We start from the raw sequence: 23,083 nt of genomic DNA, 5'->3' as shown, positions 1-23,083 counted from the left end.
CTTCTCTCCATCAAGCCGCCACGGGCGGCCGACAGGGGAGACAAGACATGATCGAACTTCGTCCCTTCAAAGGTCTCGGCGGTGCCGACCACGGCTGGCTGAAGGCCAAGCATCACTTCTCCTTCGCCAACTACTATGATCGCGAACGCCTCGGCTGGGGCTCGCTGCTGGTCTGGAACGACGATACGATCCAGCCCGACACCGGCTTCCCGACCCATTCGCACGCCAACATGGAAATCATCACCTATGTCCGCAAGGGCGCCATCACCCATCGGGACAGCCTGGGCAACGAAGGCCGCACCGAGGCGGGCGACGTGCAGGTGATGTCGGCCGGCACCGGGATCAGCCATTCGGAATACAACCTGGAGCCGGAAGACACCCAGATCTTCCAGATCTGGATCAACCCGACCAGCCGCGGCAAGGCACCGTCCTGGGGCGCCAAGCCCTTCCCCAAGGGTGACCGCTCCGGCCGCTTCGTGACGCTCGCCTCCGGCTTTGCCGAAGACGCCGAAGCCCTGCCGATCCGGACCGACGCCCGCGTGCTGGGCGCCAGCCTGAAGGCGGGGGAGAGTGTCGTCGTCGATCTCGACGCCGCCCGCCACGCCTATCTGGTGCCGGCGGCCGGCAAGGTCCGGGTCAACGACGTCACCGTGGCGGCCCGCGACGGCGCCGCCATCACCGGCCTCGACAAGATCGAGGTCACGGCGATCGAGGATGCCGAGGTGGTCCTGGTCGACGCTGCGTAACAGGGCGGTAGCGCAGGGTGCTCCGGTGGCGAAGCCGGGCACCCTGAAACCGGGCTTGCCACCACCTCGGTTGCACCGGCAGCCGTTTTCACCGACCATGGGGATACGACAGGCAGGAGGCCAGGGCGCGATGGTTCATCCGGAAGCTGTTGTCCCTTCCGCTGATCAGCCGTCCTCGCCCCCGGGGCGGCGGCCCCTCGGGCAGGCCCGCAGCCTGGCCCTGGCGATCCTGGCCGCCAACCTCGCCGTGCTCCTGCTCGTGCTGTTCTGGCTGAGCGACTTCCTGCTGGGCAGCCCGATCGGCAGACCTGTCGTCGTCGCCCCCTTGGGCAAAGCCACAGACTATTCCCAGGCCATGGCCGAAGTGGTGACCAGCACGGCCGACACCAATATCCAGCTCGCGGTCGGGCTCTTCATCGCTGTCGGCTATGTCGTCGGCAAGGCCGGCATACGACCGCGCCGGCTGGCGCTGGACGTCGCGCTGGGCGCCTCCTTCCTGGTCGCGGTCATCCTGTCCATCTTCTTCGCGATCAAACTGAAATCGAGCTATCTCATCCAGATGCAGTTCGATCAGATCGACGCCGAACTGCTGGAGCCCGCCTTTTCCGCCAATCTTCTGGCGATGTTGGTGGCCTGCCTGTTGGGTCTCGCCCTGATCGCCACTCATCTCGGCGTCTTCGGCGACCGCGAGGCGCAGCCATGACGCGGACCATCGCTTCGGCCCTGCTCTGCCTCGGCATCGGCGCCTGCACGCAAATCACGTACGATGATCCGACGCTGCCGGCGCCACCGACGCCCATCTGCCCGGCGAGCGGAGGCGCGGGCTCGGTTCCCTTCGACCTCTCGACGCGGCATGTCGTCGGTGTCGGATTCCGCACCGGCGACCCGCCGCTGATGAAGCTGGTCGTCGATCTGGAGAACGGCGAGCTGGGCGGCCTCTTCCTCTGCACCCGTGCCGGGCTGCGCTTCCCGGTGCCCGGCTATGCCGCGCTCTCGGACCAGGAACTCGCGGAAGGTGTCGGCCTTTTCGACCTCCGGCCGGATCGGCCGCTCGGGACGATCGCCGGTACCCTCGCAGACGGCATCGACCTCGTCCACGTCAGCGGCCGCACCGAGCCGCTGTGGCGACCGACCGCCCCGCGGCCGCTCCGCCTGCGGATCGACTACGCGACCCTCATCGCCGAGCAACCCCTGTCGCTGGTGACCGGCTGGCTTGCAGTGTCCGACTTCAACGCCGAACTCGGCCGGATCGACAGCGACCTGACCAATTCGCCGACGTTCTCTTCCCACGACCGGGCCGAGGCCGTCCTGCAGGCCGCATTGTTGGGCGGAATGAACGGCGCGGCCACCGGCGCGTTCGCCGGCAGTTTCGTCGGACCATCGAGGCCCAAAGCGGTAACCTCGATCGATTTCAGCATGGGCCGGGTCGATCGTTGGCTGATCGAGAGCAATCCGACAAATGCGCTGATCGAGGGGCTCAACCCCGGCTCGCCGCCTTACACACCGACCGAATTGCGAACCGCGAGCGATGCCGATATCGGCGCGCTGACGCTCGTCCACGCCGGCTACAAACCCTGTCCCGCCAGTCGCTTCCAACAGTCCGTCACTTGGCGCTGGGGGCGTTCCTACCGGCTGTTGTCCTGCACTCTCGAACCACTGCCCGACCCGACTTCCCCTCCCCCTTAAGCGGAACCTGATCATGACGAAAATCCTGGGCATTTCCGGCAGCCTGCGCCGGGGCTCCTTCAACACGGCCCTGCTGCACGCCGTGGGCCAGCACCTGCCCGAGGGCGTGACACTGGAGATCGCCACCCTGCACGGCGTTCCGCTCTATGACGGCGACCTCGAAAGCGCAGAAGGGATTCCGTCCGCGGTCGCGGCGCTGGCCGAGAAGATCCAGGCGGCCGACGGGGTGATCCTGTCGACGCCCGAATACAACAACGGCATTCCGGGCGTGTTCAAGAATGCGATCGACTGGCTGTCGCGCGGCGGCGTTGCCGGCGGCAAGCTCTTCGCTGGCAAGAAGGTGGCGCTGATGGGCGCTTCGCCGGGCGGCTTCGGCACCATCATGGCCCAGGCCCATTGGCTCCAGGTCATGCGGGCGCTGGGCATGCAGCAATGGGCCGCCGGGCGTCTCCTGGTCTCGCGTGCCGGCCAGGCCTTCGGCCCGGACGGCGCCCTTGTCGACGAGGCGGTGGCGGCCCAGCTCGGCCCCTATGCGGCGGGTTTCGCCGCCTTCATCGCCGACTGAGGTTCGGTCGCGGCGGGGCGCCCGGTGGAGAACACCAGGCCCCCGTCGTCGAGCGCGCCATAGCGCAGCGTGACGATGTCGAGCGCATAATTCTGGTAGAGCCGCCACGGCCGCTTCGAGCCCTGGCGCGGGAATTCGGCCAGCGAACGCTGGAAATAGCCGGACGTCAGGTCGATGAAGGGGATCGGCGTCACCGACGGGTCCTTCATCTCGGGCACCACCTTGGTGTAACCCGCCTTGTCCATATGGTTCAGCAGGCGGCAGACATATTCGGCCGAGAGATCGGCCTTCAGCGTCCACGAGGCGTTGGTGTAACCGAAGGCGACCGCCATGTTGGGGATGCCGCTGAACATCACGCCCTTGTAGTTGTAGGACTTCGGCACCTCGACCGGCTTGCCGTCGACGGTGAGCGACATGCCGCCGAGGAACAGGAGCTTCAGCCCGGTCGCGGTGACGATCAGGTCGGCGTCGAGGTCCTTGCCGGATTTCAGGCGGAGGCCGGTCGCCGTGAAGCTCTCGATCTGGTCGGTGACGACCGAGGCCTTGCCCTCGCGCAGCACATGGAACAGGTCGCCGTCCGGCACCAGACAGACGCGCTGGTCCCACGGCTTGTAGCTCGGGGTGAAATGGCGCATGTCGAAATCGGGCCCGAGGTCCTTCTTCGCCATCTTCACCAGGTTCGCCTTCACCTGATCCGGGCGCCAGCGCGACATGTTGTAGAAGAACATGGTGAGCAGCACGTTCTTCCAGCGCGCCAGCCAATAGGCGAGCTTGCCGGGCAGATTGCGGCGCAGCCAGTTGGCGAGCCCGTCCTGCCCCGGGCGCGAGACGACATAGGTCGGCGAGCGCTGGAGCATGGTGACATGGGCCGCGGTCTTGGCCATTTCCGGCACCAGGGTGACCGCCGTGGCGCCCGAGCCGATGACCACGACGCGCTTGCCGGCGTAATCGATGTCGTCCGTCCATTTCTGGGGATGGACGATCCGGCCCTTGAAGCGCTCGATGCCCGGGAACTCGGGCGTGTAACCGGCCTCGTAATTATAGTAGCCGCTGCACATGTAGAGGAAATTGCAGGTGAACTGCAGCCGCTCGCCCGTGCCGGCCCGTTCCGCCTCGACCGTCCAGGCCGAATCCGCGCTCGACCAGGAAGCCGACTTCACCTTGAGGCCGAAGCGGATCCTGCGGTCGATGCCGCCTTCCCGCGCCACCTCGTTCACATAGTTGAGGATCGAGGGGCCGTCGGCGATCGCCTTCGCCTCGGTCCAGGGCTTGAAGGAATAGCCCAGCGTATACATGTCGGAATCGGAGCGGATGCCGGGATAGCGGAACAGGTCCCAGGTGCCGCCGATCCGCTCGCGCGCTTCGAGGATCGCGTAGCTCTTGCCCGGGCAATGGGCCTGCAGATGATGCGCGGCACCGATGCCCGACAGGCCGGCGCCCACGATCAGCACGTCGAAATGCTCAGCCGCCATTTCTCTCCCCCAGTTGCCGGCCGGTTCCGGCCTTCGTTGTCCCTTCACTATAGCGGGGACGACGCAGGAGAAAATGACAATAATTCACATTACTGTCAGCAAGCCTCAGCCGCGAGGACGCGGCCGCCAATCCGCCGGGGCCATTTCGAAGCCGGCGAAATCGAAGCCGGGCGCCACGGTGCAGCCGACCAGGGTCCAGCGGCCGAGGGAGACCGCAGTCTGCCAGGCGCGGGCGGGCACTACGACCTGGGGATGCTGGCCGAGGTCGATCTCCGGCCCCAGGTGATAGCCGGCGATGTCGTGGCCGTCGGGCGAGAGGGTGAGGGCGAGCGGCGCGCCGGCATACCAGTGCCAGACCTCGACCGCGTCGATCCGATGCCAGGCCGACAGTTCGCCGACCTGGAGCAGGTAATAGATCGCGGTCGACGCCGCCCGTCCCGGCCCCGCGTCCCGGAAGGTCTCGCGGTAATGGCCGCCTTCAGGATGGGGTTGCAGGGCAAGGCGGGCGATCACCTCGGCCGCGGTCAGGTCCGCCCTCATTGAGGGTCCTGCGGCACGGTCGCGAGGAAGGAGGGGCGCTCGCCCGCGACCGCGAACCAGGCGGCCAGTGCCGGCCTGCCGTCGCGCCAACTGTCGGACGAGAAGCGGAAGTCGAGATAGCCGAGGGCGGCCATCACGGTGATCTGGCCGACATCGAGCGCCGGGCCGAAGCCCGATGCCAGCGCCTCCAGCGCGTCGAGCCCGCGGGTCACGGCGCGCTTCTGGCGCGCGATCCATTCGGCCGAGCGGAGTTCCTGCGGCCGCCGGCCTTCGAGCAGGCAGGCGACGGCGGCATCGAGGATGCCGTCGGCCAGCGCCTGGAGCTTCAGGACCTGCCAGCGCGCGGGCCCTTCGGCCGGGATCAGGCGCGGCCCGCCGTGCTGATGGTCGAGATAGTCGAGGATCACCGGGCTGTCGAACAGCACTTCGCCGTGCGGCAGGGTCAGCGCCGGCACCTTGCCGAGCGGGTTGGTCGTCGCGATATCCGTATCCGCCGCCCAGACGTTGGTCGGATGCAGCTCGAAACGCGGAAAGAGCCCGGTTTCGAGGGCGAAGATCATCACCTTCCGCACATAGGGCGAGGTGGGGGAGAAGCGGAGGACGAGCTTGCTCACCGGAAATTGTCCTTGGCCTTGCGGGTTGCGGCGAAAACGGTGATCGGGTCGGCGCCGGACATATGCATGGCGCGGACGAAGTCCGGCACGTCGGCGCGCAGGAAGGGATTGGTCGCCAGTTCGACGGCGATCGTGGTCGGCACCGTCGGCTCGTTCAGGCGGCGGGCGGCATGGACCGAGACTTCCCGCACGTGGAGGGCGGCATTCTCGGGATCGACCGAACGGGCGAAGCGGATGTTCGATTCGGTATATTCGTGGGCGCAATAGACCAGCGTGTCGCCCGGCAGGTCGGCCAGTTTGTTCAGGGACGACCACATCTGGGCCGGCGTGCCCTCGAACAGCCGGCCGCAGCCGGCGGCGAACAGCGTGTCGCCGACGAAGACCGTCTTGGCCCCCTCGAACCAATAAGCGATATGGCCGGCAGTATGACCCGGCACGTCGAAGACATGGCCGGCCTCGGCCCCCAGCATGACCGTGTCGCCCCCGGCCACTGCACGGTCGATGCCGGGGATGCGGTCCGCCTCCCGCGCGGGGCCGACGATGGTGAGACCGTAGCGGGCCTTCAGCTCGAGATTGCCGCCGACATGATCGAAGTGGTGATGGGTGTTCAGGATCAGCGAGGGATGCCAGCCCAGGCGGTCCAATTCGGCCGCCACGGCCTCCGCATCCGCGGGATCGACAATCGCCACCGTGCCGGTCGCGCAGTCGCGGACCAGCGGCACGTAATTGTCCGAGAGACAGGGAAGGAGATGAATATCGAACATGGTCATGACTTCAGTATAGGCAGAACCGTGCGGATCGGCCACGATGCCGGGCGCCGGGACCAGAAGAGATGCGGTTGGACGTCCTCGAATTTCGCAGCTTTTACGACAGCCCCCTCGGCGCTGTCACGCGCCGCCTGCTGCGCCGCCGCCTGCGCGAGCTGTGGCCGGACCTCAAGGGGCGGACGGTGCTCGGCCTCGGCTATGCCACGCCCTACCTGCGTCCGTTCCGCGACGAGGGCACGCGCGTGATCGCCCTGATGGCGGGGGCCCAAGGCGTCACCCGCTGGCCGCGCCGCGGCCCGGCCGCCGTCGCCCTGACGGAAGAGACACTGCTGCCGCTGGCCGACGGCTCGATCGACCGAATCATCCTGGTCCACGAACTCGAACTGGCGACCGACCTGCGGCCATTGCTGCGCGAAATCTGGCGCGTGCTGTCGCCCGAGGGCCGCATCCTCGCCGTGGTGCCGAACCGGCGCGGCATCTGGGCTCGCATCGACAACACGCCCTTCGGCGCCGGCCAGCCCTTTTCGGCCGGCCAGATCGAGCAGGTGCTGCGCGCCGCCATGTTCGAGCCCCAGCGCCTGGTGCCCGCCCTCTATCTGCCGCCGACGCGGCGCCGCTTCCTGATCCGCACCGCGCCTTTCTGGGAGCGCATCGGGGCGCGCTGGTGGCCGGGCTTCGCCGGCCTGCTGATCGTCGAAGCGGCGAAAAGCCTCTATGCCCTGACCCCGCCGGGCGAACGGGTGACCGCGCGCCTGAAGGCGCTGGCCCCGGCGGCCAAGGCCGCGGCCTGGCGGGACGGGCACCGGGACTGACCCCGCCTCACTCGGCCTGAGCCGGGGCGAGCGGCGGGGCGTCGAGCGCCTGATTGCCGATCTTGGTCGCGATCCGGGCCAGCACCAGGGCGCGCAGCGTGGGTTCGCCCAGGTTGCGCACGGCTTCGAGCGCCGCCCCGGCATTGCCGGCGGCGAGCTGGGCGAGCGCCATGTTGGCGGCGCCGATTTCGCGATTGTCGGTGCTCTGCACGTCGGCGACCGCCCGCGTGACCGCTTCGACATTGCCCGAATCGGCAAAGACGCTGGCCAGTTCCAGGGCGACGTCCTCGCGCTCGGGCGATTCGATCATGCGGCCCAGGGCGGCGAAGGCGCCGTTCACGTCGCCGTTGCGGGCCATGCGCTCGGCGATGGTGCCGATCGCCGACTGCCGCGTCTGCTGGCCGGTGATGGCGTCGACGACATTGAGCGCCAGGGCGATGTCGCTGCCGTCGGCGGCCCCTTCGACCAGGACCTGAAGGGCGGCGTCGCGCACCTGGGCATCCTGGATCTCGCCCGCCACCGCCTGCGCCTCGGCCAGGCGGCCGGCGCCGACCAGGGCCACGGCAGCACCGCGGAGCGCCAGGTCGCGCACGCCGATGTCGGCCAGGCCGCGCGCCCATTCGAGGCCGAAGCCGGTGAGCCCGCCGTCGATCGCCGCGGCCGGGACCGACGCCTCGATCTCGCCCAGCGTCTCGGCAGTCAGGCCGCGCACCGCCTCGACCGCGCCGGCGAAGGCTTGGCGCGCCCGGTCGGCGTCGCCGACCAGGCCGAGCGCCGTGCCGAGATCGAGCATGACGAAGGCCTGCTCCCGGGCATCGGGGGCATCGGGCAGGTGTTCGAGCGCACGGTCGACCGCGGTCGTGGCGCCCGCCTTCTCGTCCGCCCGCGCGAAGCCGAGGGCGGCATTGCGCAGGACTTGGAGCCGGCGCGCCGGATCCTCGATCTGGTCGGCCAGGGCCAGGGCGCGGCCGACGTCGCCCATGGCGACCGCCGCCTGGGCCGCGGTCTGGCGCAGCCGGCCGAGCAGGCCCGGGTCGGTGACCAGGCCCAGCACTTCGCTGGCATCGTCCAGCACCCGTCCGGCGGCGGGATCGCGCCGCGCCGCCATCGCCCGGGCGACATCGACCAGGGCCCGGAAACGCTGCTCGGCATCGGCAACCGAACGGGCCAGTCCGAGGCCGAGGGAGACCGAGCCCTGGCGCACCAGGGCGGCCGCGACCTGGGCCGAGGCATCGCCCTTGCCGTCGTCGTCGGACAGGCGGGCGATCAGCGTGCCGGCACGCTCGGCATCACCCTGGCCGGCGGCAATCACGGCCGACTGGGTCAGGGCGTCGTCGCGCACCGCGACGTCGTCGATCGAGGCAACGATCTTGTCGACCATGGCCCAGTCGCCCGCCTTGGCCCGTTCCTCGGCGATGGTGGCGATCACCTGGCCGCGCTCGTTCACGTCGGGAATCTGGCTCGCCCCGGCCAGCGCCACCCCGATCATGTCGGCCGCGCCGACGGCGGCCCGGGCCGGGGTCCCCGGCAAGGCCGCGGCCAGGGCCGCGAGGCCGGCGACGGCGGCGAGGGGAAGACGGACCGACAAAGAGAACAGACCGAACATGGTGATGGTGCACCGCATAAGCCTAGACGAAGCGGGTGCCATCATGCCCATTGCCCCGGCACTTGACCAGCGCCGCCCACCTTGCAGTGCAGCACGTCGAAATCGGTCGAAATCGGCCGCGAAGTGGCGCTAGTCTTTGCTTCAGGGGGATGAGCGCGAAGCGCCGATTGCCCCCGCATACAACGGAGGCATTCATGACAGTGGGATCGGGCATGACACTGCGATCGGGCATGACACCGCGATCGGGGACCCTGCGGACGAAGCTACGCGGCTTCGCCCTCGCCACGGCCGCCGCCGCCGCCCTCACCGTCGGCATGGCCGGCCAGGCACTCGCGGCCAAGACCCTCGTCTACTGCTCCGAAGGCAGCCCCGAGAACTTCAACCCGCAGCTGAACACCACCGGCACCTCCTTCGACGCCGCGCGCCCGGTCTACGACCGCCTGGTCGATTTCGTGCCCGGCACGACCGAGACGCGGCCCGGCCTCGCCGAATCCTGGACCGTCTCGCCGGACGGCCTGACCTACGAATTCAAGCTGCGCCGCGGCGTGAAGTTCCATTCCGGCAAGACCTTCACGCCGACGCGCGACTTCAACGCCGACGACGTGCTGTTCTCCTTCAACCGCATGTGGAAGGCGGACAATCCCTATCACGGCGTTTCCGGCGGCGCTTACGACTACTTCGGCGACATGGGCATGGCCGACATGCTGAAGTCGATCGACAAGGTCGACGACTATACCGTGCGCTTCACCCTGAACATGCCGAACGCGCCCTTCATCGCCAATCTGGCGATGGATTTCGCCACCATCCTGTCGGCCGAATATGCCGATGCGATGCTGAAGGCCGGCACGCCCGAGAAGGTCGACCAGGAGCCGATCGGCACCGGTGCCTTCACCTTCGTGCAGTATCAGAAGGACGCCCTGATCCGCTTCAAGGCCTTCGACGCCTATTGGGCCGGCAAGCCCAAGATCGACCAGCTCGTCTTCGCCATCACGCCCGATGCCGCGACCCGCTGGGCCAAGCTGAAGGCCGGCGAATGCCAGATCGCCTCCTATCCGAACCCGCAGGATCTCGCCGCGATGAAGTCGACGGCGGGGATCACGGTGCTGAGCCAGCCGGGCCTCAACGTCGGCTATCTCGCCTATAACGTCCAGAAGCCGCCCTTCGACAACAAGCTGGTGCGCCAGGCCCTGAACATGGCGATCGACAAGGCCGCCATCATCAAGGCGGTCTATGGTCCCTCGGGCCAGCCGGGCATCAACCCGATCCCGCCCACCATCTGGTCCTACAACAAGGACATCACCGACTACCCCTATGACCCCGAGAAGGCCAAGGCGCTGCTGAAGCAGGCCGGCGTCACCCTGCCGGTCGAGACCGACGTCTGGGCCATGCCGGTGCAGCGTCCCTACAACCCGGACGCCAAGAAGATCGCCGAGCTGATCCAGTCGGACCTCGCCAAGGTCGGCTTCAACGCCAAGATCGTCACCTACGAGTGGGGTGAATACCGCAAGCGTTGCCAGAACGGCGAGCACCAGATGTGCCAGCTCGGCTGGACCGGCGACAACGGCGACCCGGACAACTTCCTCTACACGCTGCTCTCCTGCGACGCGGCGCGTCCCGGCGGCGGCAACCTCGCCAAGTGGTGCAACAAGGAGTTCGACGATCTCGTCCACAAGGCGCAGACCGTGTCCGACCAGGCCGAGCGCACCAAGCTCTACGAACAGGCCCAGGTGATCTTCCACGAGGAAGCGCCCTGGTTCGTGATCGCCCATTCGCTGGTCTCCGAGCCGATCAGCGACAAGCTGGTCAACTACAAGATCAGCCCGCTGGGCAGCCACGAGTTCAAGGAAGTCGACCTGAAGTAATCGAACCGGTTCCGGGGCGCCGTGTGGGCGCCCCGGTCCCTCCTTCGGCCGAAGGATATTGAATGCTCCGATACCTGGCGTCCCGTTTGGTCATCCTGGTGCCGACCCTGCTCGGTATCGTCATCCTCGCCTTCTTCCTCGTCCGCCAGCTCCATGGCGATGCCGTCGAGGCCCGCGCCGGCGAACGCGGCATCTCCGCCGAACTCCTGGCCGAACAGCGCCACAAGCTGGGGCTCGACCGCCCGCTCTACGAACAATTCTTCTCCTATGTCGGTCAGCTCGCCCAGGGCGATCTCGGCAAGTCCTATGTCACGCAGCGCCCGGTGATCGACGAGTTCCTGGAACTCTTCCCGGCCACCATCGAACTCTCCGTCGTGGCCATGATCTTCGCCGTGGTGGTCGGCCTGCCTTCGGGGATATTGGCCGCGCTGATGCGCGGCACCGTGGTCGACCAGGGGCTGATGGGGGCGGCCCTCGCCGGCTATTCGATGCCGATCTTCTGGTGGGCGATCCTCCTGATCGTGCTGTTCTCCAACATCCTGGGCCTGACCCCGGTCTCGGGCCGGCTCGACGTCCTCTTCTATATCGAGCCGGTGACCGGCTTCATGCTGATCGACACGCTGCTGCTCGACGACATGGATGCCTTCTGGTCGGCCCTGCACCACCTGATCCTGCCCTCGATCGTGCTCGGCACCATTCCGCTCGCCGTGATCGCGCGCATGACGCGCTCCGCCATGCTGGAAGTGCTGGGCGAGGACTATATCCGCACCGCCCGGGCCAAGGGCCTGTCGCCCTTCCGCGTGGTCTGGGTCCATGCGCTGCGCAATGCCCTGATCCCGGTGATCACGGTGATCGGGCTCCAGGTCGGCACCCTGCTCGCCGGTGCCGTACTGACCGAAACGATCTTCTCCTGGCCCGGGATCGGCAAATGGCTGATCGACGCGATCGGGCGTCGCGACTTTCCCGCGGTCCAGGGCGGCATCTTGCTGATCGCCATCACCATCATCGGCGTCAACCTGGCCGTGGACCTGCTCTATGGCCTGATCAACCCGCGCATCCGGTACCAGAAATGACCAGCGAAGCCGCCGCCGCCGGCCCCGCCGCCCCGCCCTCGCCGCTGCGCGCCTTCTGGCGCGATTTCAGGCGGAACCGCGGCGCCCTGCTCGGCCTCGTCTTCATCGGCCTCGTCACCTTCGGCGCGGTTTTCGCGCCCTTCGTGGCGCCCCATGCCCCGCACGAGCAATTCCGCGAGCATTTCCTGGCGCCGCCGGTCTGGCTCGAGGGCGGGACCTGGCAATTCATGCTGGGCACCGACGACGTCGGCCGCGACATGCTCTCGCGCATCATCTGGGGCGCCCAACTATCCCTGCTGATCGGGGCGATCGTGGTCACCATCTCGCTCGGCCTCGGGGTGCTGCTCGGCCTGGTGGCCGGCTTCCAGCGCGGCTTCGTCGACCAGGGCATCATGCGCCTGATGGATGTGCTGATGGCGCTGCCGAGCCTGCTGCTCGCGGTCGCCATCGTCGCCGTGCTCGGGCCTTCCCTGGTCAATGCCATGATCGCCATCGCGATCGTCGTGCTGCCCCATTACGTCCGCCTGACGCGGGCCACCGTGCTGAGCGAGCTCGCCAAGGATTACGTCACGGCGAGCCGGATCGCCGGCGCCGGGATCTGGCGCATGATGTTCATCGTCGTGCTGCCCAATTGCCTGGCGCCTTTGATCGTTCAGGCAACACTGGGCTTCTCCTCCGCCATTCTCGACGCCGCGGCACTGGGCTTCCTCGGCCTGGGCGCCCAGCCGCCGACGCCGGAATGGGGCACCATGCTGGCCGATGCCAAGAAATTCGTGCAGTCCGGGCAATGGTGGGTGGTCACCTTCCCGGGCCTCGCCATCCTCATGACCGTGCTCGCCTTCAACCTGCTGGGCGACGGCCTGCGGGACGCCCTCGATCCCAAGCTGAAGGAGCGCTGAGCGATGGCCCTGCTCGAGATCGCCGATCTTTCGGTGCGCTTCGGCCGCTTCCAGGCGGTGTCCGGAGTCGACATGACGGTCGAGGCCGGCGAGATCGTCGGCATCGTCGGCGAATCCGGTTCCGGCAAGTCGGTCACCTCGCTCGCCGTCATGGGCCTGATCGCCGATCCGGGCAAGGTCACGGCCAAGTCCATGGCCTTCGACGGCCAGGACCTGCTGGCCCTGACGCCGCGTGCCCGCCGACGCCTGCTCGGCCGCGACATCGCCATGATCTTCCAGGAGCCGATGACCAGCCTGAACCCCTCCTATACGGTCGGTTTCCAGATCGAGGAGGCGCTGATGGCCCACGGCTTCGCGCGGCGCCAGCGGCGCGACCGTGTGGTCGAACTGCTCGAGATGGTCGGCATTCCCGATGCCGCCGGCCGCCTCTCGGCCTATCCGCACCAGCTCTCCGGCGGCATGAGCCAGCGCGTGATGATCGCAATGAGCGTAGCCCTCGACCCCCGCCTGCTGATCGCGGACGAGCCCACCACCGCCCTCGACGTGACGATCCAGGCGCAGATCCTGCGCCTCCTGGTCGAGCTCCAGCGCAAGAAGGGCATGGGCCTGATCTTCATCACCCACGACCTCGGCGTGCTGGCCGAGATCGCCGACCGCGTCATCGTCATGTATGCCGGCGAAGTGGTCGAGACGGCGAAGACCGCCGATCTCTTCGCGACGCCGCGCCATCCCTATACCGCCGCCCTGCTGGCCGCCCTGCCCGACCGGGCGCTGACGACCGTGGCGGCGGCCGGCAAGCGGGGCCGCCTGCCGGCCATTCCGGGCGTCGTGCCGGGGCCGTTCGACCGTCCGGCCGGCTGCCTGCTGTCGCCGCGCTGCCGCTTCGCCGACCAGCGCTGCCATCTGGAACATCCGCCGTTGCACAGGCTCGCCGCCGGCGCGGCGCGCTGCCACCGGCCACTGGATGATTCCGGCCTGCCTGCGGGCGAACTGGCGGGGGCGGCCTGATGGAAACGGTTCTCGAAGCGGTCGACCTGCACAAGACCTATGTCGTCGGCCGCGGCCCGTTCCGGGCGGCGCGCGACCTCCATGCCGTCAACGGCGTTTCCTTCTCGCTCGCCGCCGGGCGCACCCTGGCGATCGTGGGGGAGAGCGGCTGCGGCAAATCCACCCTGGCCCGGCAATTGACCCTGATCGAAAGCCCGAGCGCGGGCCGTCTGCTGATCGACGGCACCGACGCGACCAGGCCGACGGCCGAGGCGCAGAAGGCGCTCCGCCGTGCGGTACAGATGGTGTTCCAGAACCCCTATGGTTCCCTGAACCCGAGGCGTACCATCGGCGCCGCCCTGGCCGAGCCGCTGATCATCAACACGAGCCTCAGCCGGCAGGAGCGGAGCGAGGCGGTCAGGGCGATGCTGACCAAGGTCGGTCTCCGCCCCGAACATGCCGACCGCTATCCCCATATGTTCTCGGGCGGGCAGCGCCAGCGGATCGCGATCGCCCGCGCCCTCATGCTCCGTCCGCGCATCCTGGTCGCGGACGAGCCGGTTTCCGCCCTCGACGTCTCGGTCCAGGCCCAGGTGCTGAACCTCCTGATGGACCTGCAGGACGAGATGGGCCTCGCCATGGTGTTCATCAGCCACGACCTCGGCGTGGTGCGCTTCGTCGCCGACGAGGTGCTGGTCATGTACCTCGGCCTGCCGGTGGAGCAAGCCCCGGCGGAGAGCCTGTTCCGCCACCCCCGGCATCCCTATACGAGGGCGCTGCTGGCGTCCCGGCCGCAGATCGAGGCGGATGCCCGCGCCCACCGGCCGCCGCCGTTGACCGGCGAACTGCCCTCGCCCCTCGACCCGCCGAGCGGCTGCGTCTTCCGCACCCGCTGCCCGCTGGCGGCCGAGCGCTGCGCCGCCGAACGGCCGGTGCCGCGTCCCGTGGGCAATGCCATGGTGGCCTGCCATTTCGCCGAACAGGTGGTGTGACGGCCGTCAATTGACCTGACGGGCCGTCGGCGCAACATCATGGGCCATGGACCGCCCGGGCCCGCGGCCGCGGCGGGCTCAGCACGCTGCACATCTTCTGCCACGGCTACGAGGCGACCTGGAACATCGGCGGCCAGGTCTGCGATTCCCAGGAACACGGCGGCTTCGGCCTCACCTGTGCCGGGAAGGCCTGACCCTGAACAATGTGATCAAGACCGGGGACTGGAAGGGCCTGATCCGGCGCATCGTGATCTATGCCTGCGCCCCGGCCGACACGGCTCCCGGCAACGAGGGCACCCGCGGCGACGGCCAGCGGCTGTGCGGCGAACTCGCGCTCTGGTCGGGTGCCGAGGTGATCGCGGCCCGCGACACCCAGTATTACAACACGGTCGACGCGAGCTACAGCGGCGGTCGCCGGATCAAGGACACGATCGATTTCGGCGACTGGGAAGGCCCGGTCTATTCCTTCAGCCCGGACACCGGCTATCCGACCACGATCGCGGCCAGCACCTTCAGCATGTCGAACCCGAGCACGATCTGAAGCCTCAGATGCCGGCGCCGTCGAACACCGCGTTCTGCAGGTTGTCGCGGATTTCGGCCGCGAGGGACTGCGCCTCGTGGTGGTCGCGGGCGCGCGGCCGGGCCAGTTCCACCCGGTGCTGGGATTGGATGCGGCCCGGCTTGCCGCCGAGCAGGATCACCCGGTCGGCCAGATAGACCGCCTCGTCGATGTCGTGGGTGACGAAGACGATGGTTTTGCCCGTTTCCTGCCAGAGGCGCACCAGCTCGTCCTGCAGGCCGGCGCGGGTGATCGCGTCGAGCGCGCCGAAGGGCTCGTCCATCAGCAGGATCTCGGGCTCGACCGCCAATGCCCGGGCGATCGCGACGCGCTGGCGCTGCCCGCCCGAGAGCTGGTGGGGATAGCGCGCGGCATGATCGCCGAGGCCGACCAGGGCGAGGGCATCGCGCGCCCGAGCGTGCCGGGTGGCCCGGTCGATCGCCAGCCCCTCCACCCCGAATTCGACATTGCGCGCGACCCGCCGCCAGGGCAGCAGGCGGGCATCCTGGAACACCATGGCATAGGGCCGGCGCGTTGCATCGGCGCCGGCCGCCACCGCGACGCTGCCGGCCGCCGCCGGGATCAGCCCGGCGATGATACGGAGCAAGGTGGATTTGCCGACGCCGGAGGCGCCCACCACGGCGACGAACTCGCCGCGTGCCACCGAGAGGTCGAAATCGCGCAGGATCACATTGCCGCCGAGGACGATGGAGAGCCCCCGGATCTCAATTACGTTTTCACCGTTCAGGGGCGCCATTGCAGCAACCTGTTCCGCAGGAAGACGAAGAGCGCGTCGACGAGGCCGTAGAGCAGCGCCATGGTCAGCATGTAGACGACCACGATGTCGGACGACAGCAGGGTCGCCGCCTCGTTCATGCGCTGGCCGAGGCCGGGCACGCCGAACAGTTCGGCCGCGACGACCGACATCCAGGCCTGGCCGAGGCCGGTGCGCACGCCGGCCAGAATGCCGGGCGTCGCCGCCGGCAGCACGACCTTGACCAGTTTCACCAGGCGCGAGCGATAGCCGAAGGATTCGGCCAGTTCGATCAGGTCGGGATCGGTCCCCTGGACCGCCGCCAGCGTCGCGTAGAAATTGATCCAGAAGACGCCGACACCGACGATGAAGGTGGCCGCCGCCGGGCTGATCTGGAACCAGAGAATGGCGAAGGGCACCCAGGCGAGGCCCGGAATGGGCCGCAGCACGCGCACGATCCCGGCCGTCAGCGCCTCCGCCACGGCCGACATGCCGGCAAGCGTGCCCAGTGCGATGCCGAGCAGGCTGCCGAGGCCGAGGCCGAGCAGATAATGGTCCAGGCTCTGCACGATCCTTGTCAGCCAGATGCCGCTCGTCACTTCGCGCCAGAAAGCCTCCGGCAGGCTCGACGGCGGCGGCAGGAAGATCGGCGGCATCAAGCCGGAGCGGGTGACGCCCTCCCAAATCGCCAGAAAGCCGACGAGGCCAAGGGCCGAGAGCACGGCCGGATGGCGCAGCGGGTGGCCCGCGGCGGGCTTCGGAGGGCTGGGATCGGACATCGATTCGCTTGTCGTTCCAAAAGAGAACAAATGGCCGAGATCGGGCAGCTTGTCGACATACCCGATCGTCCGCCTGTATTTTTCGGCCGGCGGCATCAGTACCGCCGGCCGCTACCTTGTTGGCTTACTTAGCCACCGCCTTTTTGTAAAAGCTGGCGTCGAAGAGCTGGGAAAGATCGCTCGTCTTGTCGATGGTGCCGATCTCAAGCTGGAAATCCTGGAGGATGCCGGTCGCCTGGACGATCGATTCGGGATCGGCCGTGAATTTCGAGCCGGGCGAGACCAGCGCCTTCTCGATCGTCTCGACCGAGAGCAGGCCCTTGCCGAGCACGGCATTGACCAGCGGTGCCGCCGTCTTGGGCTCGGATTTCAGCAGTTCGGTCGCCTTCACCGTGAGGTCGACCAGGGTCTGCGCCGCCGCCGGCTGTTCGGCGATGAATTTCTCGGTCAGGCCGAGCACGGTGCCCGGCTGATTGGGCAGGATCTGGCCGCCGGTGACCAGGATCTTGATCGCCGGATTCCGTTCCTGGACCACGGTGATCGCCGGCTCGCGGATGCTGGCGCCTTCGACGCCGCCGGCCAGCAGGGCCTGCTGGGTCTCCTCGATGCCGAGGGGCACCACTTCGACCGTCGCCTCGTCGATCTTGGCGACCTTGCGCACCCAATAGAGCAGCACGGTCTGCGGCACCGAACCCTTGGGCTGGGTCGCCAGCTTGACCGGACGGCCCAGCTCCTTGGCCAGGGCGGCGAAGGCCTTCGGAATGTCGCCGCCCGCCTTGGCCACGGCCTCGGCCAGCGCGCCATTGGCCAGGACCGCCACTTCCTCGACCGCCGTGGCCGCCACGACCTTGACGCCGATACCCTTCTGCCGCGCCACGATGAGCGGCCCGACACCGGCGTAATAGGCGTCGATGCCGCCCGAGGCGACCGCCTGGATCAAGTTCGGACCGGAGGCGAATTGGGTCAGCTTCAACGAAAGACCGCGCTCCTTCGCCCAGCCCAGGCCGTCGAACACGAAGAGCTGCGCGGCACCGGTCACCGGGATGAAGCCGACGCGCACCTCGACCGGATCCGCCGCACGGGCCGGGCGGAAACCGCCTGCGAAGGCCGCCGTCGCCACCCCGGCCCCGAGGCCGAGCACGCCGCGCCGATTGATCGCCACCATCTTAGTCCTCGCTCTGGAATTCCGGCCGCACGACCGGGCAGGGAGGCGAGTGAACGCCAGGGGAAAATATCTGTCAATATTTTGTGCAGAATAAAATATATATACATTATATATATGTATTTAAATGGCTTGGCGCGGCGCGGGCCGGCAGCGATCATGCCGGCGTAACCTCGGGAGGAACGATGGACACGGCGGCGGACGTCGATCTGGCAGTGGTCGGCGGTGGCTTCGCCGGTCTCCAGGCGGGCCTGACCGCCGTGCAGGCGGGGCGCAGCGTCGCCATCCTCGAAGCCCGCGACCGCCTGGGCGGGCGCACCAAGCCGGGACGCCTGGCCGGCCATGTGGTCGACCTGGGCGGCCAATGGGTCGGACCTGACCATCGCCGCCTGCTCGCCCTCGCCGCGCGCCACGGGGTGGCGACCGAACGTCAGTTCGAGGCGGGCGCCAAGCTGATCGAATTCGCCGGCAAGGTGCGCCGCTACACCGGCCTGATTCCCGCCCTGCCCACCGTCGCCCTGCTCGAAGTCGACCGCACCATGAAGCGGATCGAGCGCATGGCGGCGGCGCTGGCCGCCAGTGCACCCTGGGCGACGCAGAACGCCGCCCGCCTGGACGGCATGACGGTGGCGAGCTGGCTCGCCACCCAGGTCCGCACCAAGGGCGCCCGGGCGATGATGGAAATCGCCGTCCGCGCCGTCTTCAGCGCGGAGCCGAGCGAGATTTCCATGCTCTTCTTCCTCGCCTATCTGCGGGCGTCCGGCGGGCTCGAACCGTTGATCTCGGTCGGCGGCGGGGCACAGCAGGACCGCTTCAAAGGCGGGCTGCACCAGCTCTCCGCCTGCCTCGCGGAAGAGGTCGGGAACGGAAGGATCCGCCTTTCGACCGTGGTTTCCGCCGTCGAACAGGATGAGTCCGGGGTGACGCTCCGCCTCTCCGGTGGGGACACGCTGCGGGCCCGGCGCGTCGTCATGGCGGTGCCGCTCGCCCTGCTCGGCCGGATCGGCTCGACGCCGCCCTGGCCGGCGCTCCGGGCCGGTCTCGCCCAGCGGAGCCCGATGGGCAGCGTGATCAAATGCCATGTCGCCTATCCGACGCCCTTCTGGCGCGCCCGCGGCCTCTCGGGCGAGGCGGTGTCGGACGCCGGGCCCTTCTCGCCCGTGTTCGACGGCACGCCCGAAGGGGCCGCGCACGGCGTGCTGACCGGCTTCATCGAGGGTGAAGCGGCGCGCCAATTGACCGAGTTATCGCCCGAAGGACGCCAGGAACAGGTGCTGCGCTGCCTGACCCGCCTGTTCGGTCCGGAAGCGGCCATCCCCCTCGACTATGCCGAGAACGACTGGCTGGCGGAGGAATGGTCGGGCGGCTGCTATGCCGGCCTGATGGCGCCCGCCACCATGACCGGCTTCGGCCCGGTGATCCGCCAGCCGGCCGGGCGCATCCATTTCGCCGGCACCGAATCGGCGATCGAGGCGACCGGCTATGTCGAAGGCGCGCTCGAATCGGGCGAGCGCGCCGCGGCCGAGGCGCTGGCCGCCCTCAGCCTCGGCTGACCACCCGGCGAAGCGCCGCCAGGAAGCGGTCGACGTCCGCTTCGTCGTTGTAATGGGCCAGGCTGGCGCGCACCACGCCGCCCGCTTCGGACAGGCCCAGGGCATCGACGCAGCGCCGGGCATAGAAATCGCCGCAGCCGAGGGCGATGCCCTGGTCCCACAGCGCCGCCGCCACCTCTTCCGCCCGCCGCCCGGCGACGGTGAAGGAGAAGGTGGGCGCGCGGCTGCCGTCCATCGCCTGGCGGCCGATGACGCGGACGCCGGGCACCTGTTTCAGCCCCTCGATCAGGCGCCGGCCCAGCACCTCCTCATGGGCGGCGAACAGGGCGTAGAGCCGTTCCATCCGCGCCCGGAGCCCGTTCGCCGGCAGGGCGAAGTGGTGATCGTCCAGGGCCGCGAAATAATCGGCGATGCCGTTGAGCGCCGCGGTGAATTCATGGGACGGGCCGCCGGGGTTCAGGGTCTTGGGCGGCTCGGTCAGGAAGAAGTGATTCTGCGGCGCCAAGCGCTCCGCCACCGAACGCCGGACATAGGCGGCGCCGACATGGGGGCCGAAGGTCTTGTAGAGGCTGAAATAGTAGAAATCGACGTCGAGCGCCTTCACGTCCGGCAGGCGATGCGGCGCATAGGCGACACCGTCGACCGCGATCAGGGCGCCCGCCCCATGGGCGATCCGTGCCGCCGCCGCGACATCGTTGAAACTGCCCACGACATTCGAGCAATGGGGCATGACGACGAGGCGCGTGCGCGGGCCGACCAGCGCCTCCAGCACGGCGAGGTCGAGTTCCGCCGTCTGCGAATCGATCGGCCATTCGCGCACCACCACGCCCTCCTGGGCGAGGCGCCGCCAGGAGCCCGAATTGGCCTCGTGGTCCTGATTGGTCACCACGATCTCGTCGCCCGGTGCGAAGAGCGGACGCACCGCCTGGGCCAGCACCAGGGTGTTAACGGTCGTGGAGGGGCCGACGAAGACTTCGTCCTTCCCGGCATTGAGAAAGGCGGCGGCCACCGCCTGGCCCTCGGCGATCAGCGCGGCCGCCTCGGCCGAGGCCGGGAAACCCCAGGCCGGCTGGACCTGGAGCGCCGCCATATAGTGGGTCACCCGGTCGATCACCTGGCGCGGCACATAGGTGCCGCCGGCATTTTCCAGGAAAGCGACGCCGTTTTCGAGCGGCGGGAACTGGGATCTCGAAAAGGCGACGTCGAGATCGACGCCGCCGATGGTGCCGGCTGCCACGGTCTTCACCCCCGGTTGACTACCGGGGGCGAGACTACTCGGCCGCCGCCTCGCTTGTCACGCCCCGCGGCAGGGCCGGCCCCTCGCGGTTCGCGGTCGCCCGCGAGCCGGCCGCCGGGATCACGTCGAGCGGCGATTCCAGGACCTCGAGCCGGACCTTGCCGACGCCGCGCCCGCGCATCCCGATCGCCCGCGCCGCCGCAGCGGAAAGGTCGATCATGCGACCGCGGACATAGGGGCCGCGGTCGTTGATGGTTACGATCACTGAACGCCCGGTAATGGCCGAGGTTACCCGAACCCTGGTGTTGAAGGGCAGGGTCTTATGCGCAGCGGTCAGATCGTTCTGGTCGAAACGATCGCCGCTCGCCGTGCGCCGGCCGTGGAAACCCGGCCCGTACCAGGAGGCGACGCCGGTGAATTCCCGGATCACCTTCTCGGGCTGGGCGCCCTGGGCCTTGCCGCGATCCACCACCGGGCCGGTCAAGGCCTCGCCGGCGGATGCCGTAACTGCTTTGGTGTCGGAACGACGGACCGGGGCTGCTCCGTCGGGGAGCGCCGTGGTCATCGAATCAGCAACCGCGCCGTCGCGAATACTGATCGGGTCGTCGGCGTTTTCGGTCGCCCGTGCGGTGCCTTGCACTGCAACGGAAACGGCCGCCGCTGTCACGGCTGCCACGATCCACCTGAACGCGAGCAAACGAGTTGCTGCCATTGATCCTCCTCTCCTTCATAGGCGAGCGGGCACGGAGGATGTGCCGCTCGCGGACTGGACAGACCCCTATTCCCAGGTCAACCAACACCCAGCGATCAATCCGGTTGCAGTCAGACCTGATGACCGGACAGACCAACGAATTGTGGAAACCGTTCGTCCTACCGTGACGAACGACGCGGTGCGACTGTCTTCAGCCTCCACCGCAAGCCGACGACGCACATGGCCAAGCCCAGCGCCACGACATAAATTTCAGGACCCAAAAGTCCCAACCTTCTAGGCCGGCGGCGACCGTGCCGGTCTTTTTGGACATGGGGCCGCCACCTTCTGCGGGATGGGCACCATGGGTCACCACGCGGCGACATTGCCGAAATTTCGCGCCCTTGGCAAGCCCGTCGCACCAAGGCGCAACAAGTCCGCACCCACACTGCAATAACAGGGGCTTCCGGCAACGATGAATCGCCCTTACTTATCAATGTATTGGGGAGATCTTCGGGGATCTGCTCGAATCCTCTTCCGAGGCGGCTTTCGAGGCCACTTCCGGCGCCGCCCGCGCCGTGCAGAATGACTTTTTTGGTCGAAAGGACACCGGATGCGCCAGGCCGTCGCCGCCCTCGCCCTGCTCGCGGCAAGCGCCTTTGCGGGCCTGCAGGCCCACGCCGAACAAGCCGCCGACCCGGTCGCGCCCGAAGCCTCCTCGGGCACGGTTGCGACCGCGCAGAGCGCCACCGCACGGCGCTATATGGTGGTCGCCGCCCATCCCGCGGCGGCGCGGGCGGGCGAAGCCGTACTGGCGCGCGGCGGCAGCGCCGTCGACGCCCTGGTCGCCGTCCAGATGGTCCTCGGCCTCGTCGAACCGCAGTCCTCCGGCCTCGGCGGCGGCGGCTTCCTGGTCCATTGGTCGGCGGCCGACGGTATCGTCACCAGTTACGACGGGCGCGAGACCGCGCCGGCCGAGGTGGGATCGGACCTGTTCCTCGGCCCCGATGGCAAACCGCTGTCCTTCTTCGAGGCGGTGGTCGGCGGGCGTTCGGTCGGCACGCCGGCGACGGTGCGCCTGATGGCCGAGGCCCATGCCAAATATGGCCGGCTGCCCTGGGCCGAACTGCTGGCGCCGGCGATCGAGCTCGCCGAGAAGGGCTTTCCGGTCTCGCCCCGCCTGGCCGACCTGATCGCCGCCGAAGGCCCGCGCCTGAAGACCGATCCCGAAGCCGCGGCCTATTTCTTCGATGCCGACGGCAAGCCCCGCGCCGCCGGCACGATCCTGCACAACCCGGCCTATGCCGCGACGCTGCGTGCCATCGCCGCAGGCGGGCCGGATGCCTTCTATTCGGGCGAGATCGCCGCCGCCGTGGTCGCCAAGGTGCGCGGCGCCGGCTTCAACCCCGGCCATCTCACCACCACGGACCTCGCGCATTACACGGTTGTGGAACGTCCTGCGTTATGTGGGCCGGCGCTCGGCCACCGGCTCTGCGGCATGGGGCCACCGTCGTCCGGCACGCTCGCCATCCTGCAGATCCTGAATCTGATCGAGCCCTATGGCATCGAGGCGAAGTCGCCCGCTGAAGCCGACACCTGGCGCCTGATCGGTGATGCCACCCGTCTCGCCTTCGCCGACCGCGAGCGCTGGCTGGGCGATCCCGACCGCCTGTCGATCCCGCTCCGCGGCCTGCTGGCACCCGGCTACCTGGCCCTTCGCGGCAAGCTGC

At 68.5% G+C, this 23,083-nt stretch carries 23 protein-coding genes; 13 read left to right on the top strand and 10 right to left on the bottom strand.

Annotated features, from left to right (window positions below):
• The first annotated feature begins 47 nt into the window (after positions 1-47).
• From WC493_RS09620 to WC493_RS09605, 4 genes are all read left to right on the top strand, one after another.
• Positions 48-746 (top strand): pirin family protein, encoded by a 699-nt coding sequence (locus WC493_RS09620; RefSeq protein WP_373064974.1) that lies wholly within the window; start codon positions 48-50, stop codon positions 744-746.
• Between the two features lie 130 nt (positions 747-876).
• Positions 877-1,449, top strand: a complete 573-nt coding sequence (locus WC493_RS09615; RefSeq protein WP_373064972.1) for a hypothetical protein — start codon at positions 877-879, stop codon at positions 1,447-1,449.
• Positions 1,446-2,432: a hypothetical protein gene (locus WC493_RS09610; RefSeq protein WP_373064970.1), complete on the top strand. Its 987-nt coding sequence runs from the start codon at positions 1,446-1,448 to the stop codon at positions 2,430-2,432. The genes WC493_RS09615 and WC493_RS09610 overlap by 4 nt, the downstream gene beginning before the upstream one ends.
• A gap of 13 nt (positions 2,433-2,445) precedes the next feature.
• Positions 2,446-2,997 carry an NADPH-dependent FMN reductase gene (locus WC493_RS09605; RefSeq protein ID WP_373064968.1) on the top strand — a complete coding sequence of 184 codons (552 nt, stop codon included), beginning with the start codon at positions 2,446-2,448 and terminating at the stop codon, positions 2,995-2,997.
• Here the strand turns inward: WC493_RS09605 and WC493_RS09600 are convergent.
• From WC493_RS09600 to gloB, 4 genes are all read right to left on the bottom strand, one after another.
• Positions 2,961-4,469, bottom strand: a complete 1,509-nt coding sequence (locus WC493_RS09600; protein ID WP_373064965.1) for a flavin-containing monooxygenase — start codon at positions 4,467-4,469, stop codon at positions 2,961-2,963. The two genes, WC493_RS09605 and WC493_RS09600, sit on opposite strands and share 37 nt — an antisense overlap.
• 105 nt (positions 4,470-4,574) lie before the next feature.
• The gene (locus WC493_RS09595; protein WP_373064963.1) at positions 4,575-5,009 is read right to left on the bottom strand and encodes a cupin domain-containing protein; all 435 of its coding nucleotides are present in this window, start codon (positions 5,007-5,009) and stop codon (positions 4,575-4,577) included.
• Entirely contained in the window at positions 5,006-5,623 is a 618-nt protein-coding gene (locus WC493_RS09590) for a glutathione S-transferase N-terminal domain-containing protein (RefSeq protein WP_373064961.1), read from the bottom strand. Before WC493_RS09590 ends, WC493_RS09595 begins: the two co-directional genes overlap by 4 nt.
• Positions 5,620-6,393 carry a hydroxyacylglutathione hydrolase gene (gene gloB / locus WC493_RS09585; RefSeq protein WP_373064959.1) on the bottom strand — a complete coding sequence of 258 codons (774 nt, stop codon included), beginning with the start codon at positions 6,391-6,393 and terminating at the stop codon, positions 5,620-5,622. Before gloB ends, WC493_RS09590 begins: the two co-directional genes overlap by 4 nt.
• A 62-nt stretch (positions 6,394-6,455) precedes the next feature.
• Here gloB and WC493_RS09580 point away from each other — a divergent pair, with 62 nt between their 5' ends.
• A complete protein-coding gene (locus WC493_RS09580) occupies positions 6,456-7,202 on the top strand; it encodes a class I SAM-dependent methyltransferase (protein ID WP_373064957.1) in 747 nt (248 codons plus the stop codon).
• Between the two features lie 7 nt (positions 7,203-7,209).
• Here WC493_RS09580 and WC493_RS09575 read toward each other — a convergent pair whose 3' ends face one another.
• Positions 7,210-8,808 carry a hypothetical protein gene (locus WC493_RS09575; RefSeq protein ID WP_373064955.1) on the bottom strand — a complete coding sequence of 533 codons (1,599 nt, stop codon included), beginning with the start codon at positions 8,806-8,808 and terminating at the stop codon, positions 7,210-7,212.
• A gap of 212 nt (positions 8,809-9,020) precedes the next feature.
• On the opposite strand from WC493_RS09575, the gene WC493_RS09570 reads away from it, so the two are divergent.
• The 6 genes from WC493_RS09570 (at position 9,021) to WC493_RS09545 (ending at position 15,162) form a co-directional block, all read left to right on the top strand.
• Positions 9,021-10,670 (top strand): ABC transporter substrate-binding protein, encoded by a 1,650-nt coding sequence (locus WC493_RS09570; RefSeq protein WP_373064953.1) that lies wholly within the window; start codon positions 9,021-9,023, stop codon positions 10,668-10,670.
• Positions 10,671-10,732: 62 nt separating this feature from the next.
• Positions 10,733-11,743, top strand: coding sequence for an ABC transporter permease subunit (locus WC493_RS09565; protein WP_373064951.1), 1,011 nt, complete (start codon positions 10,733-10,735; stop codon positions 11,741-11,743).
• Entirely contained in the window at positions 11,740-12,642 is a 903-nt protein-coding gene (locus WC493_RS09560) for an ABC transporter permease subunit (RefSeq protein ID WP_373064949.1), read from the top strand. The genes WC493_RS09565 and WC493_RS09560 overlap by 4 nt, the downstream gene beginning before the upstream one ends.
• A gap of 3 nt (positions 12,643-12,645) precedes the next feature.
• The gene (locus WC493_RS09555; protein ID WP_373064947.1) at positions 12,646-13,650 is read left to right on the top strand and encodes an ABC transporter ATP-binding protein; all 1,005 of its coding nucleotides are present in this window, start codon (positions 12,646-12,648) and stop codon (positions 13,648-13,650) included.
• On the top strand, positions 13,650-14,621 hold the full coding sequence (locus WC493_RS09550; protein WP_373064945.1) for a dipeptide ABC transporter ATP-binding protein: 972 nt from the start codon (positions 13,650-13,652) through the stop codon (positions 14,619-14,621). Before WC493_RS09555 ends, WC493_RS09550 begins: the two co-directional genes overlap by 1 nt.
• Positions 14,622-14,826: 205 nt before the next feature.
• A complete protein-coding gene (locus tag WC493_RS09545; RefSeq protein ID WP_373064943.1) occupies positions 14,827-15,162 on the top strand; it encodes a hypothetical protein in 336 nt (111 codons plus the stop codon).
• 4 nt (positions 15,163-15,166) lie between these two features.
• On the opposite strand, the gene WC493_RS09540 is transcribed toward WC493_RS09545, so the two are convergent.
• From WC493_RS09540 to WC493_RS09530, 3 genes are all read right to left on the bottom strand, one after another.
• Complete coding sequence (locus WC493_RS09540) at positions 15,167-15,937, bottom strand: ABC transporter ATP-binding protein (protein WP_373064941.1); 771 nt, start codon at positions 15,935-15,937, stop codon at positions 15,167-15,169.
• On the bottom strand, positions 15,925-16,713 hold the full coding sequence (locus WC493_RS09535) for an ABC transporter permease (protein WP_373064939.1): 789 nt from the start codon (positions 16,711-16,713) through the stop codon (positions 15,925-15,927). Before WC493_RS09535 ends, WC493_RS09540 begins: the two co-directional genes overlap by 13 nt.
• A 124-nt stretch (positions 16,714-16,837) precedes the next feature.
• The gene (locus WC493_RS09530; RefSeq protein WP_373064937.1) at positions 16,838-17,878 is read right to left on the bottom strand and encodes an ABC transporter substrate-binding protein; all 1,041 of its coding nucleotides are present in this window, start codon (positions 17,876-17,878) and stop codon (positions 16,838-16,840) included.
• Positions 17,879-18,060: 182 nt separating this feature from the next.
• On the opposite strand from WC493_RS09530, the gene WC493_RS09525 reads away from it, so the two are divergent.
• Positions 18,061-19,428, top strand: coding sequence for a flavin monoamine oxidase family protein (locus WC493_RS09525; protein WP_373064935.1), 1,368 nt, complete (start codon positions 18,061-18,063; stop codon positions 19,426-19,428).
• On the opposite strand, the gene WC493_RS09520 is transcribed toward WC493_RS09525, so the two are convergent.
• Both WC493_RS09520 and WC493_RS09515 read right to left on the bottom strand, forming a co-directional pair.
• Positions 19,415-20,665 carry an aminotransferase class V-fold PLP-dependent enzyme gene (locus tag WC493_RS09520; RefSeq protein ID WP_373064933.1) on the bottom strand — a complete coding sequence of 417 codons (1,251 nt, stop codon included), beginning with the start codon at positions 20,663-20,665 and terminating at the stop codon, positions 19,415-19,417. The two genes, WC493_RS09525 and WC493_RS09520, sit on opposite strands and share 14 nt — an antisense overlap.
• A gap of 34 nt (positions 20,666-20,699) precedes the next feature.
• Positions 20,700-21,230: a septal ring lytic transglycosylase RlpA family protein gene (locus WC493_RS09515; RefSeq protein ID WP_373064931.1), complete on the bottom strand. Its 531-nt coding sequence runs from the start codon at positions 21,228-21,230 to the stop codon at positions 20,700-20,702.
• Positions 21,231-21,966: 736 nt separating this feature from the next.
• On the opposite strand from WC493_RS09515, the gene WC493_RS09510 reads away from it, so the two are divergent.
• On the top strand, positions 21,967-23,083 hold a 1,117-nt coding region (locus WC493_RS09510; protein ID WP_373064929.1), incomplete at its 3' end, for a gamma-glutamyltransferase family protein.

The sequence above is a fragment of the Zavarzinia sp. genome, assembly GCF_041650655.1.
Taxonomy (GTDB): Bacteria; Pseudomonadota; Alphaproteobacteria; order Zavarziniales; family Zavarziniaceae; genus Zavarzinia.
Note: the sequence above shows the minus strand (reverse complement) of the source record. Positions and strands in the feature narration are given on the sequence as shown.